Raw genomic sequence first — 13,483 nt, 5'->3', positions numbered from 1 at the left:
GACGTGAGCGGCCTGCGGTGAACGACGGCGACCTCGCGGCGCGGCGCGAGGTATGGGCCGCGCTGTCCGAGCTGTACCTGGACGACGACGTCGCGGCGCGGCATGCGCATATCGCCGCCGTGCTCGCGGCCTCGCCGTACGCAGCGGAGACGCTGCGGCGCATGCTGCTGCGCGACGTGCATCCGCGCCTGGCGCCGAACCTGTTGAGCGTGGCCGGGGCCTGGCAAGGCTTCGACCACGCCTGGCTGAGCGCGGCGATCCAGCGCGGCGAAGGCGTGCAGCGCTGGCCGGCGTGGCGCACGCGCGCCTACCCGCGCGAACAATGGCGCTTGCTGCTGCCGCGACTGCTGGCCTTGCGTGCGAAAGGCTGAGCGCGGCGCTCCCTGGTTCTTCCTTTCCATTCGGCACACGATCGACGATGCACATCGAAACCCTGGGGCATGGCCCCGATCTGGTCCTGATCCACGGCTGGGCGCTGCACGGCGGCATCTTCGCGCCCTTGGTCGAGCGCCTGTCGGCGCAGTTCCGCATGCACCTGGTGGACCTGCCCGGGCATGGCCACAGCCGCGGCGACGACACTCCGCTGGCGCTGCCGCACGTGGTCAGCGCGATCGCCGCGGCGACGCCGCCGGCGGCGTGGCTGGGTTGGTCGCTGGGCGGGCTGTTCGCGCTGCATGCCGCGGCGACTCAGCCGCAGGTGCGCGGCCTGGCGATGCTCGCGGCGACGCCGCGGTTCGTGCGCGGCAGCGACTGGCCGCATGCGGTGGAACCGCAGGTGTTCGCGCAGTTCGGCCGCGACCTGGCCGACGACTACCGCGGCACCCTGGACCGCTTCCTGGCGCTGGACACGCTGGGCTCGGCGCATGCCCGCACCGAACTGCGCACGCTGCGCGAGACCCTGAGCGCACGCGGCGAACCCGATGCGCAGGCGCTGCAGGATGGGCTGACGCTGCTCGAGCGCAGCGACCTGCGCCGCGCATTGCCCGGCCTGCGCATACCCAGCCTGTGGATCAGCGGCCAGCGCGACCGGCTGGTCTCGCCCGCCGGCATGGACGACGCCGCGGCGCTGGCGCCGCATGCGAGGACGCTGAGCATCGCCGGCGGCGGCCATGCGCCGTTTCTTGGCCATGCCGATCAGGTGGCGGAAGCGTTGCGCGGATTCCTCGCCAGCCTGGCGTAGCGCGCGCGTTGCGGATGCGCGCTTGCGCTTTCTGTAGGAGGGGCTTCAGCCCCGACCAGGCGTTACCGGTGAAACCCGGTCGGGGCTGAAGCCCCTCCTACAGGGGGGCGGAATTCCGCGCGCTGGCCGCCATCACGCCGATGTCCGATCATCGCAATTCCCTCAATCGATCGGAACGCAGGCATGGATCTTGGAATCGCCGGCAAATGGGCGCTGGTCTGCGCCGCGAGCAAGGGCCTGGGCCTGGGGTGCGCGCGGGCGCTGGCCGGCGAAGGGGTCAACGTGGTGATCGTGGCGCGCGGCCAGGCCGCGTTGGACGAGGCGGCGGATGGCCTGCGCGCGCTGCCCGGCGCCGGCGCGGTGATCGCGGTCGCCGCCGACATCGCCACCGAGGCCGGGCGCGCCGCCGCGCTGGCGGCCTGCCCGCAGGTCGACATCCTGGTCAACAACGCCGGCGGGCCGCCGCCGGGCGATTTCCGCGACTGGGAGCGCGCGGACTGGCTGCGCGCGCTGGACGCCAACATGCTGGCGCCGATCGCGCTGATCCGCGCCACCGTCGACGCGATGCAGGCGCGCGGCTTCGGCCGCATCGTCAACATCACCTCGGCGGCGGTGAAGGCGCCGATCGACAGCCTGGGCCTGTCCAACGGCGCGCGTGCCGGCCTGACCGGTTTCGTCGCCGGGCTGGCGCGGCGCACCGTCGCGCACAACGTCACCATCAACAACCTGCTGCCCGGCCAATTCGACACCGACCGGCTGCGCAGCAACTTCGCCCATGCCGCGCAGCGCAATGGCATCGACGTGGACACCGTGGCGGCACAGAAGCGCGAGCGGATCCCGGCCGGGCGTTTCGGCACGGCGGAGGAATTCGGCGCGGCCTGCGCGTTCCTGTGCAGCGCGCAGGCCGGCTACCTCAGCGGCCAGAACCTATTGCTCGATGGCGGCGCTTATCCGGGGACGTTCTGAAGAGCTGGGATTGGGGATTGGGGATTGGGGACTGCGCGCGGTCGCTTACGATGTTTGACGTTTGTATTGCGGATGAGCTCGGTGCGGCCTGCGCGCCTGCGTGCAATGCACAGGCCATTGCGTCAGTGGGCAGATCCTGTTGCTCGGTGCGCGGCCCATCCTGGAAAGGGACAGGGTTCGAGACGGAGTGAATGGCTGCGTGCGGTCCGCGCGGTGTCCGCTGATGCGCTCGGACTGATGCACGATGGCGATGGGAATTGAGGAATGGAGAGACGGGAATGGGCAAGCCAGGCGACCGCCTCGCCGCCGCAGCCGTTTCGATTCCCCACTCCCGATTCCCCATTCCCGGCTTTTCGCTGGCCGCTGCGCGCTGCGGCCGGCGATAATGCGCCGATGGATTCCTCTTCGTTCGACGCCCACCACATCCGCCGCGCGTTCTCGCGCGCCGCCGCCAGCTACGATGCCGCCGCCGCCCTGCAGCACGAGGTCGAGAAGCGCCTGCTGGAATCGCTGGACTATCTTGGCGACCGCGTGCCGCAGGTGGTGCTGGACGTAGGCAGCGGCCCGGCGCACGCCGCCGCGACGATGAAGAAGCGCTGGCCGCGCGCGCAGGTGATCGCGCTCGACCAGGCGCTGCCGATGCTGCAGCAGGCCAAGCGCCAGGCCGGCTGGTGGAAGCCGTTCGGCCGCGTCTGCGCCGATGCGCGCGCGCTGCCGCTGGCCGAGCACAGCGTCGATGTGATCTTCAGCAACCTGTGCCTGCAGTGGGTCGAGGACCTGCCGGCGGTGTTCGCCGGCTTCCGCCGTGTGCTCAAGCCCGGCGGCCTGCTGCTGTGCTCCAGCTTCGGCCCGGACACGCTGGTCGAACTGCGCGAGGCGTTCGCCCAGGCCGACCGCGAAGCGCCGCACGTGAGCCGCTTTGCGCCGATCGCGCAGTTCGGCGATGCCTTGATGCTGTCCGGTTTCCGCGACCCGGTGCTGGACCGCGACCTGTTCACCCTCACCTATCCCGACCTGGCCGCGCTGATGCGCGAACTGCGCGCGATCGGCGCGACCAACGCGCTGCACGCGCGCCGCCACACGCTGACCGGGCGCGGCCGTTTCGCCGCCGCCAGCGCCGCCTACGAGCCGCTGCGCAACGCCGACGGCAAGCTGCCGAGCAGTTGGGAAGTGATCTATGCGCACGCCTGGGCGCCGCCGCCGGGCGCTCCGATCCGCGAGGGCGGCAGCGAGATCGCCGCGGTGCCGGTGTCGGCGATCCCGATCCGCCGCCGCGGCGATTGAGGCGGCGCGTTTCGTTCCGGGACTCGGGTCAGGGGACTCGGGACTCGCAAGAGCTCGGAACCGGACGTATTACCTGTAGGAGCGGCTTCAGCCGCGACCGAGTCTACGGGTAGAACCTGTCGCAGCTGAAGCCGCTCCTACACGACAGCCGGGCGGCCGTGCGTGCGATCGCTCAGGCAGACACCTGGTCGATCCAGTCCTGCAGGTTGTAGTAGTTGCTGACCCGGGCGATCTTGCCGTCGCGGATGTCGAAGAACGCCCCACCCGGCAGCACGTAGGTCTGCCCGCGCGCCGGCGGCAGGCCTTCGTCGGTGTGGTGGTATTCGCCGTGCACCACGTATTCGGCGGCGGCGCGGCGGCCATCCTGCCCGCCCAGCACCACGATATCGCGCAGCTGCTCGCGGTAGCTGGCGTTCATCCGCTGCAGGAACGCGGCGAAGGTGTCCTTGCCGGTCTCGCGCGCGCCCTGGTTGAGATCGTGCGCGACGTCGTCGGTCAGCTTGTCGAGCATCGCCGCCCAGTCGCCGCGGTTGAACGCGTCGTAATAGGACAGCACCAGTTCAATGGCGCGGTCTTGTTCGCGGGTTCCGTCGATCTTCATCGCCACCACCTCATGCCATGCGGGCGCCCATGATACGGCGGCCGGGTCCGTTCAGGCGCCCGGCACCACCAGGTCGCGGTGGAAGAAGTAGACCTCCTGCAGCAGGAAGCGCCAGCGGGTCTGGAAGCTGCGGAAGCGGGTGCTCGGGGTCGAGGAGGCCAGCGCGTCGATCTGCAGCTCGCGGCACAGGCGCAGCGCCCGCGCCATGTGCAGCGGATCGCTGACCACGATCGCCCGGTGCAGGCCGTGGCTGCGCATCAGCCCGCGCGCCTCGAGCAGGTTCTGGCGGGTGGTGCGCGAGACGGTCTCGATCAGGATCGCGTCGGCCGGCACGTCGTGGCGCAGCGCGTAGCGGCGCGCCACCTGCGACTCGGCGAAGCGCGCGCCGTTGCCGCCGAAGCCGCCGGTGAAGATCAGGGTCGGCGCATAGCCGCGCTGGTACAGGTCCAGGCCGTGGCGGATGCGCTCTTCGAACACCGGCGAGGGTTTGGCGTCGTAGGCGGCCGCACCGAGCACGATGATCGCGTCGGCCGGCGCCGCCTGGTCGCGGTCGCCGACCCAGACGATGTAGATCGCCACGCCCAGCAGCCACAGCCCCAGCACCGCGGTCAGCCGACCGAGCCAGCCCAGCCAGCCGCGTCGTCGCCGCGGCTTCACGCCGCGCCCCACGGCAGGGCGTCGAGGTCGACGTTGCCGCCGGACAGGATCAACCCGACCCGGCGCCCGGCGAAGCGCTCGGGCTGCGCCAGCACCGCCGCCAGCGCGATCGCCGACGAGGGTTCCACCACCTGCTTGAGCACCTGCCACAGCAGCCGCATCGCCGCCACGGTGGCGGCGTCCTCGACCACGATCGTCTCGGCCTGGCCGTGCAGCAGCGCGAAGTTGGGCGCGCCTAGGGTGCCGCGCAAGCCGTCGCAGATCGTGTCCGGGACGAAGTCCACGCGCAGCGAGCCGGCCGCCAGCGAGCGCGCGGTGTCGGCGGCGCCGGCCGGCTCGGCCAGCAGCAGGCGCGCCTGCGGCGCCAGCGCCGACAGCGCCAGGCGGCTGCCGGCGGCCAGGCCGCCGCCGCCGACCGGCACCACCAGCAGGTCGAGCGGGCCGCTGGCGCCGAGCAATTCCAGGGCCGCGGTGCCCTGGCCGGCGATCACCGCCGGATCGGTATACGGATGCACCAGGGTCGCGCCGGTCTGCTGCTGCACCTGCGCGCACATCGCCTCGCGCGCGGCGATGCCGGCTGCGCAGCGCCACAGGGTGGCGCCGTCGCGGGCGATGTTGGCCAGTTTGGCCGCCACCGCGCCCTCCGGCACCACCACGTGGCAGCCGATGCCGCGGCTGCGTGCGGCCTGCGCCAGGGCCGCACCGTGGTTGCCCGAGGAATGGGTGACCACGCCGCGCGCGGCCTGCGCCTCGCTCAGCGCCCACACCGCATTGCAGGCGCCGCGGAACTTGAACGCGCCGCTGCGCTGCAGGTGCTCGGCCTTGAACAGCAGGGTCGCGCCGGTCGCCGCGTCCAGCGCCCGCGAGCGCAGGACCGGGGTGACCTGGGCATGCGGCGCGATCCGCGCGGCGGCGGCGGTCACATCGGCGAAAACGGGCAGTGAAGATGAGAACATGCGTGAAAGGTTAGCGTATCGTCCCAAGTTCGCGGTGTCGCGGACTGCCGGGGCAAAACGGCGGTTGCACGCGACTTAAGCGTTCAATCAACGACGAAGCGAGTTAAGGGGGCATTCAATGCAACACGCCGAACCTGTCGGTCAGCCTCAGGGAGAGGATTCGCCATGAACATGCGCCTGATCTGGGCCGCTGGATTGCTGGCCACGCTGAGCGGCTGCGCCACCTACGACTACGCCGACAACGGCGGCGGCGGTTATTACCGCGGCGCCCCATCGGTCGAATACCGCTATCCGGACGGCTACTCCGACGGTTACTACGCGCCGTACGGCGCGGTGCCCTACGGCTATGGCGCCGGCTATTACGGCTATGGCTACTACGGTTACGGCGGTCCTTACTACTACCGCGACTACTACGGTCCGCCGCGGCACCGTCCGCCTCCGCGTCCGCGGCCCGACGACAACGGCCGCCCGCCGGACCGGCCGCCACCGGTCATCGGTGGCGGCGGCGGCCGGGGCAAGGCGCCGTGGCGCGACCTGGACCGGCTGCGCCGTCCCGATGCCGCCAACGCCGGCCCACGCCCCCAGTCGATGCAGCCGCGGCCGCAGTCGATGCAGCCACGTCCGGCCAGCGCGCCGCGGCCGGCCGCCCAGCCGCGTCCGGCCGCACCCCGGCCTGGCAATCTGGGTCGTAGCAATGGGACGAAGCGCACACTAGAGCCCTAAGAAAAGGCTTGATTTCACGCAGGCACAAGACGCACTCTACGTCGTACGGGGTGACCGCCTGCGTCGCTTTATGACCCGAAGGGATCGCCCCACCGTCTATGTCGATGTCCGACAGGGAAATCTGGATCCCCCCTGTTCCGGCCCTGTCGGGCGTCGGCGCCTAAAACGAAAAGCCCCGGTTCGCCGGGGCTTTTCGCGTTCGGGCCTTGCTGTTGTTGGCATCGGACCCGAATCGCAGGCATAAAAAAGGGCCGGCAGTCCCCCGACTACCGGCCCCCAGCTCCCCCAACGTGCGCGTGACTGGCCCCTGTTCCAATTCCAGTCGTACGCCCCTGACGCAATGCCACGTTGGGTGCAGTAGGGATATCTGCAGATGGCGTGCCAACTTTAGGGGCGAATCCGTAAACTGCGATGAGAACTCCAAAATTTCTGTTTTCCGGCGTGCGCCGTTTCGCGAACGCCCCCATCCCGGTCCCCGCGACCGAGCGGACGAGTACCCGATGAGCGATTCCTTCTACCGCTACGACGTCATCGTGATCGGCGGCGGCCACGCCGGCACCGAGGCGGCGCTGGCCGCCGCGCGCGCCGGCGCGCGCACCCTGCTGCTGACCCACAACGTGGAGACGGTGGGCGCGATGAGCTGCAACCCGGCCATCGGCGGCATCGGCAAGGGCCATCTGGTCAAGGAAATCGATGCGCTGGGCGGGGCGATGGCGCATGCCGCCGACCTGGCCGGCATCCAGTGGCGCACGCTCAACGCGTCCAAGGGCCCGGCGGTGCGCGCCACCCGCTGCCAGGCCGACCGCAACCTGTACCGCGGCGCGATCCGGCGCCTGGTCGAGACCCAGCCGAACCTGACCCTGTTCCAGGCCGCGGTGGACGCGCTGATCGTGGAAGGCGAGCGCGTGCGCGGCGCCATCACCCAGACCGGCCTGCGCTTCGAGGCGGCGGCGGTGGTGCTGACCGCCGGCACCTTCCTGGCCGGCAAGATCCACATCGGCCAGACCCAGTATGCCGGCGGTCGCGCCGGCGACCCGCCGGCCACCGCGCTGGCGCAGACGCTGCGCGACGGCCGCTTCGGCGTGGACCGGCTCAAGACCGGCACCCCGCCGCGCATCGACGGGTGCAGCCTGGACTACGCGGCGATGGAAGAGCAGCCCGGCGACGATCCGCTGCCGGTGATGTCGTTCATGGGCGAACTCGCCCAGCATCCGCGCCAGGTCTCGTGCTGGATCACCCATACCACCGAGCGCACCCACGCCATCATCCGCGGCGCGCTGGACCGCTCGCCGCTGTACACCGGCCAGATCGAGGGCATCGGCCCGCGCTACTGCCCGTCGATCGAGGACAAGGTGGTGCGCTTCGCCGAGAAGGCCAGCCACCAGATCTTCGTCGAGCCCGAAGGCCTGGACGTGGCCGAGATCTATCCCAACGGCATCTCCACTTCGCTGCCGTTCGACGTGCAGCTGGAGCTGGTGCGCTCGATCCGCGGCTTCGAGCGCGCCCACATCACCCGCCCCGGCTACGCGATCGAATACGACTTCTTCGACCCGCGCGGGCTGAAAGCCTCGCTGGAGACCAAGGCGATGCCGGGGCTGTTCTTCGCTGGCCAGATCAACGGCACCACCGGCTACGAGGAAGCGGCCGCGCAGGGCCTGATCGCCGGGCTCAACGCCGCGCGCCAGGTGCGCGGGCTGGAGCCGTGGTCGCCGCGCCGCGACCAGGCCTACATCGGCGTGCTGATCGACGACCTGATCACCCACGGCACCACCGAGCCGTATCGCATGTTCACCAGCCGCGCCGAATACCGGCTGCAGCTGCGCGAGGACAACGCCGACGCGCGCCTGACCGGCATCGGCCACGACCTGGGCCTGGTCGGCGAGGCGCGCTGGGCGCGCTTCCAGGCCAAGCAGGAGGCGGTGGCGCGGGAGAACGAACGGTTGCGCGCGCTGTGGGCCACGCCGGGCAATGCGCTGGGCCGCGAGGTCGCCGCGACGCTGGGGGTGGCGGTGAGCCGCGAGACCACCGTGCTCGACCTGATCAAGCGCCCGGAGCTGGACTACGCGACGCTGATGCGGGTGCCGTCGCTGGGCCCGGGCGTGGACGACGCGCAGGTCGCCGAGCAGGTCGAGATCGGCATCAAGTACGCCGGCTATCTTGATCGCCAGCGCGACGAGATCGCGCGCCAGCAGCGCCACGAGGACACGCCGATTCCCGAGGCGTTCGACTACGCGCAGGTGCGCGGGCTGTCCGCCGAAGTGCAGCAGAAACTGCAGCGCGTGCGCCCGCAGAGCGTGGGCCAGGCGCAGCGCATTCCCGGCATGACCCCGGCGGCGATCTCGCTGCTGCTGGTACACCTGGAGCGCGCGCGGCGCAGCCGGGTGGCGTAAGCGGCGGCGGCCGGTAGGGCGTCGCACGTATTTTCCCAGGCGACTGCCACCCGTCCAAGGCTCCCGGTGCCTGCCCCTGTAGGAGCGGCTTCAGCCGCGACAGGCATTATCGGTAGTACCTGTCGCGGCTGAAGCCGCTCCTACAGGGGGCAACGGCGCGCTGGATTGCGCTCACCGACCCGCCGCCACTGCATCCGCGCCGCCGCCCAGCACCGTGTACAGCGCGACCCGGTTGCTGTCGTCCTGCAGGCGCAGGGCGATCAGATCCTGCTGCGCGGCGTACAGCGAGCGTTGCGCGTCCAGCACCTGCAGGTAGTCGTCCACGCCGGCGCGGTAACGCGCTTCGGCCAGCGTGTGGCTGCGCCGCACCGCGTCCACCAGCGCCTGTTGCGCGCTCAGCTGCGCGTCGAGGTGATCGCGCTGCGCCAACGCATCGGCGACATCGCTGAAGGCGCTCTGGATGGCTTTCTCGTATTGCGCCACGGCGATGTTCTTGCCGATCTTGGAGACGTCCAACGAGGCCTTCAGCGCGCCGGCGTGGAAGATCGGCAGCGCGATGCTGGGCACGAACGACCAGGTCCGCGAGCCCGCCGCGAACAGCGTGGACAGCGCATCGCTGCTGCGCCCGGTGGACGCGGTCAGCGAGACGGTCGGGAAGAACGCCGCGCGCGCGGCGCCGATGTCGGCATTGGCCGCCTTCAGCGCATGCTCGGCGGCGAGCACGTCGGGACGCTGCAGCAGCACCGTGGCATTCAGTCCCGCCGGCAGCGACGCCAGGGCCACGCTGCCGTCGAACGCATCGGGCCCGGCGAGCAACGCGGCGTCCACCGGCGCGCCGACCAACAGTTGCAGCGTGTCGCGGGCCTGGGCGAGCTGGGTGGCATCGCGCGCCACATCGACGCGGGCCGCTTCCACGCCGCTCTGGATCTGCGCCAGGTCCAGCCCGGAGCCGATGCCGTTGTCGTGCTGGACGCGGCTGCGCTTGAGCGTCTGCTCCTGGCTGTCCAGGGTCTGCTGCGCCAGCGCCAGCAGTTGCTGGTCGGCGCCGATCGCGAGCCAGTCGTCGGCGATCTGGCCGATCAGGCTCAGGCGCACGCTGCGTTGCGTTTCGGCGCTGGCCAGCCAGGTTTCCAGCGCTTCGTCCTTCAGGCTGCGCAAGCGACCGAACAGGTCCAGTTCCCAGCTGCTGACGCCGACCTGCAGCGTGTCGCTGCTGTCGATCTGCGCCTGTCCGGTGTCGCTGGCGCTGGCGCTGCTCCGCTGGCGGCTGCTGCTGGCATTGGCATCCAGCGACGGCGCCAGCGCGGCGCGCTGGATCCGGTACTGCGCGCGCGCCTTGTCGATGTCGAGCATGGCCACGCGCAAGTCGCGATTGTTGTCCAGGCCCAGCGCGATGACCTGGCGCAGGCGCGGATCGAGGAACACCTCGCGCCAGTCCGGCATCGCCAGCGCGGCGCCGGCCGCGGGCGGGGCAGTGCCCGCCGTGTCGAACCGCAGCGGCACCGGCGCCGCCGGACGCGCGTAGTGCGGGGCCATGCTGCACGCGGCCAGCGCCGCGCAGCAGGCCACGGCCAGCAAGCGTAACGTCCGGGCGCTCATGGCGTGGCCTCCAGCGGCGGATGCTTGCTGCCGGGGAACACGCTGCGCACGATGACGTAGAACAAGGGCACGAAGAACAGGCCCAGGGTGATCGAGGCCAACGTGCCGCCGGTGACGCCGGTACCCAGCGAGTGGCGCGCCGCCGAGCCGGCGCCGTGACTGAACACCAGCGGCAGCACACCGAGCAGGAACGCCAGCGAGGTCATCAGGATCGGCCGCAGGCGCATCTGCACCGCGTGCAAGGTGGCGGCCAGCAGGGGTTCGCCGCGGCGCTCCAGCTCGCGCGCGAACTCCACGATCAGGATGCCGTTCTTGGCCGCCAGGCCCACCGTGGTCAGCAGGCCGACCTGGAAATACACGTCGTTCTGCAGGCCGCGCACGGTCATCAACAGCGCCGCGCCGAACACGCCCACCGGCACCGCCAGCATCACTGCGAACGGGATCGTCCAGCTTTCGTACAGCGCCACCAGGCACAGGAACACGAACAGCAGCGAGATCGCGTACAGCGCCGGCGCCTGGTTGGCCGACAGCTTCTCCTGGTAGGCCATGTCCGACCACGCATAGCCGAAGCCATGCGGCAGCTGCTTGCTCAGTTCGGCCATGGCGTCCATCGCCGCGCCGGAGCTGACCCCGGCCACCGCCTGGCCGGTGAGTTCCATCGCCGACACGCCGTTGTAGCGCTCCAGCGCAGCCGGCGCACTAGTCCAGTGCGAGGTGGTGAAGGCGGACATCGGCACCATGTCGCCGCTGGCGTTGCGCACCGTCCAGCGCTGCAGATCCTGCGGCGCCATGCGCGCCTCGGCGTCGCCCTGCACGTAGACCTTCTTGATGCGGCCCTTGTAGATGAAGTTGTTGACGAAGTCGCCGCCGAGCGCGCTGTTGAGCGTGGCGTTGATGTCGCCCGGGTCCACGCCCTGCGCCTGGGCCTTGTCGTCGTCGATCTTGACCGCATAGACCGGCGCATCCTCCAGGCTGGCGTAGCGCACGTCGCGCAGCTTGGGATCGTGCCCGGCCAGGCGCAGCAGCTTGTCGCGCGCGTTCGCCAGGGCAGCGTGGCCGGCGCCTTCGTAGTCCATCAGCTCGAAGGTGAAGCCGGAGGCGTCGCCGAGGCCGCTGATGGCCGGCGGCGAGGTCACGAACAGTTCCGCGTCGGGCACGTCGGCGAGGGCGGTGTTGAGATGCGCGGCGATGGTGTCGGCATCGTCTTCGCGCTCGTCCCAGTCCTTGAGGCGGACGAAGGCCATGCCGACGTTCTGGCCGGCGCCGGTCACGCTGAAGCCGGCCGAGGACAGCACCGAGCGCACCCCCGGCTCGTGCAGCGCGGCCTTGGTCAGGCGGTCGGTCACCGCCAGGGTCTGCTCCAGGGTGGAGCCGGCCGGCAGCTTGACCAGCACGTTGAGCATGCCCTCGTCCTCGTCGGGCAGGAACGCGCCGGGCAGGCGCCACAACAGCACGCCGGTGACGACCAGCAGCAGCGCGTAGGCGAGCAGGCTCAGCGCGCGCCGGCCCAGCACCCGCTCGACCAGCGCACGGTAGCGCTCGGACAGCTGGCCGAAGCGCGTGTTGAACCAGACGAAGAACCGGCCGAGGCGGCCGTGCGAGCCGATCGGCGCCTCGCCCTGATGCAGCGGCTTGAGGATGGTCACGCACAGCGCCGGGGTCAGGGTCATCGCCACCAGCACCGACAGGATCATCGAGGCGGCGATGGTGATCGAGAACTGCCGGTAGATGACCCCGGTGACGCCGTTGAAGAAGGCCATCGGCACGAACACCGCGGTCAGCACCAGCACGATGCCGACCAGCGCGCCGCCGATCTGCTGCATCGAGCGCAGCGTCGCCTCCTTCGGCGGCAGCCCTTCCTGGCTCATGACCCGCTCCACGTTCTCCACCACCACGATGGCGTCGTCCACCAACAGGCCGATCGCCAGCACCATCGCGAACATGGTCAGGGTGTTGATCGAATAGCCGAACGCCGCCAGCACGCCGAAGGTGCCCATCAGCACCACCGGCACCGCGATGGTCGGGACCAGCGTGGCGCGCCAGTTCTGCAGGAACAGGTACATCACCGCCACCACCAGCAGCACCGCTTCGATCAGGGTGATGACCACTTCCTTGATCGAGGTGGTCACGAACGGCGTGGTGCTGAAGGCGATGTGGTAGCTGTAGCCGTGCGGCCAGTACTGCTTGAGCTCCTGCAGGCGCGCATCGATCGCCCTGGAGGTTTCCACCGCATTGGCGTCGGCGTTCAACTCGATGCCGAGCGAGGCCGAGGGCTTGCCGTCGAAGCGGGTGATGCTGTCGTAGGTTTCCGGGCCCAGGCCGATCCTGGCCACGTCGGACAGGTGCACCGCCGCGCCGCCGGGCCCGCTCTTGAGCACGATCGCGCCGAACTGCGCCGGCGTGTGCAGGCGGCTGCGCGTGGTCACGGTGGCATCCAGGCGTTGCCCGCGCGGCGCCGGCTGGCCGCCGATCTCGCCGGCCGACACGTCGGTGTTCTGCGCCTGCAGCGCGTTCTCCACGTCCGAGGGCATCAGCGCGTACTTGCGCAGCTTCTCCGGATCCAGCCAGATGCGCATGGCGTACTCCGAGCCCATCGGCTGGATGTTGCCCACGCCGCTGACCCGGCTGATCTGGTCGTCGATGTTCGATTCCATGTAGTTGGCGACATCGAAGTTGTCCATGCTGCCGTCGTCGGAGGTGAACGCCACCACCTCGAACAGCGAGCCGCTGGACTTGGTGATGACCAGGCCGTTCTGCTGCACCGCCTGCGGCAGTACCGACATCACCGACTGCAACTGGTTCTGCACCTGCACCTGCGCGGTGTCGGCGTTGGTGCCGGTCTCGAACACCAGGTTGACCTGCGCGGTGCCGTCCGAGGCGCTGGTCGAGGTCATGTACAGCAGGTGGTCCAGGCTCTGCTGCGACTGCTCGATCAGCTGGGTGACTGTGTTCTCCACGGTCTGCGCCGAGGCGCCGGTATAGGCCGCGCGCACGGTGATGGTCGGCGGCGCCATCTGCGGATAGCGCTCGATCGGCAGCGCGTGGATGGCCAGCATGCCGACCAGGACGACGACGATGGCCATGACCCAGGCCACCACCGGGTGGTTGACGAAGAAACGCGACATGG

General features: G+C 70.4%; 11 protein-coding genes. 6 read left to right on the top strand and 5 right to left on the bottom strand.

The window, feature by feature from the left end:
* Nucleotides 1-17 precede the first annotated feature (17 nt).
* The 4 genes from HEP74_RS02220 to bioC all read left to right on the top strand — a co-directional run bounded on the left by HEP74_RS02220 (nt 18) and on the right by bioC (nt 3,430).
* Nucleotides 18-371 carry a DUF7079 family protein gene (locus HEP74_RS02220; RefSeq protein ID WP_185815005.1) on the top strand — a complete coding sequence of 118 codons (354 nt, stop codon included), beginning with the start codon at nt 18-20 and terminating at the stop codon, nt 369-371.
* 47 nt (nt 372-418) lie between these two features.
* Nucleotides 419-1,180 (top strand): pimeloyl-ACP methyl ester esterase BioH, encoded by a 762-nt coding sequence (gene bioH / locus HEP74_RS02215; RefSeq protein ID WP_185815004.1) that lies wholly within the window; start codon nt 419-421, stop codon nt 1,178-1,180.
* A 183-nt stretch (nt 1,181-1,363) separates the two neighbouring features.
* Nucleotides 1,364-2,146 (top strand): SDR family oxidoreductase, encoded by a 783-nt coding sequence (locus HEP74_RS02210; protein ID WP_185815003.1) that lies wholly within the window; start codon nt 1,364-1,366, stop codon nt 2,144-2,146.
* A 393-nt stretch (nt 2,147-2,539) separates the two neighbouring features.
* Entirely contained in the window at nt 2,540-3,430 is an 891-nt protein-coding gene (bioC, locus tag HEP74_RS02205) for a malonyl-ACP O-methyltransferase BioC (RefSeq protein ID WP_185815002.1), read from the top strand.
* A 172-nt stretch (nt 3,431-3,602) separates the two neighbouring features.
* On the opposite strand, the gene HEP74_RS02200 is transcribed toward bioC, so the two are convergent.
* The 3 genes from HEP74_RS02200 to HEP74_RS02190 are packed head-to-tail and all read right to left on the bottom strand — an operon-like array spanning nt 3,603 to nt 5,644.
* Complete coding sequence (locus HEP74_RS02200; RefSeq protein ID WP_179570926.1) at nt 3,603-4,031, bottom strand: ketosteroid isomerase-related protein; 429 nt, start codon at nt 4,029-4,031, stop codon at nt 3,603-3,605.
* A gap of 51 nt (nt 4,032-4,082) precedes the next feature.
* Nucleotides 4,083-4,700, bottom strand: a complete 618-nt coding sequence (locus HEP74_RS02195; protein WP_185815001.1) for a YdcF family protein — start codon at nt 4,698-4,700, stop codon at nt 4,083-4,085.
* Nucleotides 4,685-5,644 (bottom strand): pyridoxal-phosphate dependent enzyme, encoded by a 960-nt coding sequence (locus HEP74_RS02190; RefSeq protein ID WP_185815000.1) that lies wholly within the window; start codon nt 5,642-5,644, stop codon nt 4,685-4,687. The genes HEP74_RS02195 and HEP74_RS02190 overlap by 16 nt, the downstream gene beginning before the upstream one ends.
* 165 nt (nt 5,645-5,809) lie before the next feature.
* Between HEP74_RS02190 and HEP74_RS02185 the strand changes: the two genes are divergently transcribed.
* A complete protein-coding gene (locus tag HEP74_RS02185; RefSeq protein ID WP_185814999.1) occupies nt 5,810-6,367 on the top strand; it encodes a hypothetical protein in 558 nt (185 codons plus the stop codon).
* 500 nt (nt 6,368-6,867) lie between these two features.
* Entirely contained in the window at nt 6,868-8,757 is a 1,890-nt protein-coding gene (gene mnmG / locus HEP74_RS02180; protein ID WP_185814998.1) for a tRNA uridine-5-carboxymethylaminomethyl(34) synthesis enzyme MnmG, read from the top strand.
* Between the two features lie 171 nt (nt 8,758-8,928).
* On the opposite strand, the gene HEP74_RS02175 is transcribed toward mnmG, so the two are convergent.
* Both HEP74_RS02175 and HEP74_RS02170 read right to left on the bottom strand, forming a co-directional pair.
* Nucleotides 8,929-10,356, bottom strand: a complete 1,428-nt coding sequence (locus HEP74_RS02175; RefSeq protein WP_185814997.1) for an efflux transporter outer membrane subunit — start codon at nt 10,354-10,356, stop codon at nt 8,929-8,931.
* Entirely contained in the window at nt 10,353-13,481 is a 3,129-nt protein-coding gene (locus HEP74_RS02170; protein ID WP_185814996.1) for a multidrug efflux RND transporter permease subunit, read from the bottom strand. The genes HEP74_RS02175 and HEP74_RS02170 overlap by 4 nt, the downstream gene beginning before the upstream one ends.
* Nucleotides 13,482-13,483: the final 2 nt, after the last annotated feature.

Source organism: Xanthomonas sp. SS (assembly GCF_014236835.1).
GTDB lineage: Bacteria > Pseudomonadota > Gammaproteobacteria > Xanthomonadales > Xanthomonadaceae > Xanthomonas_A.
The sequence above is the reverse complement of the archived record's forward strand: the minus strand, read 5'-3'. Positions and strand labels throughout refer to the sequence as shown.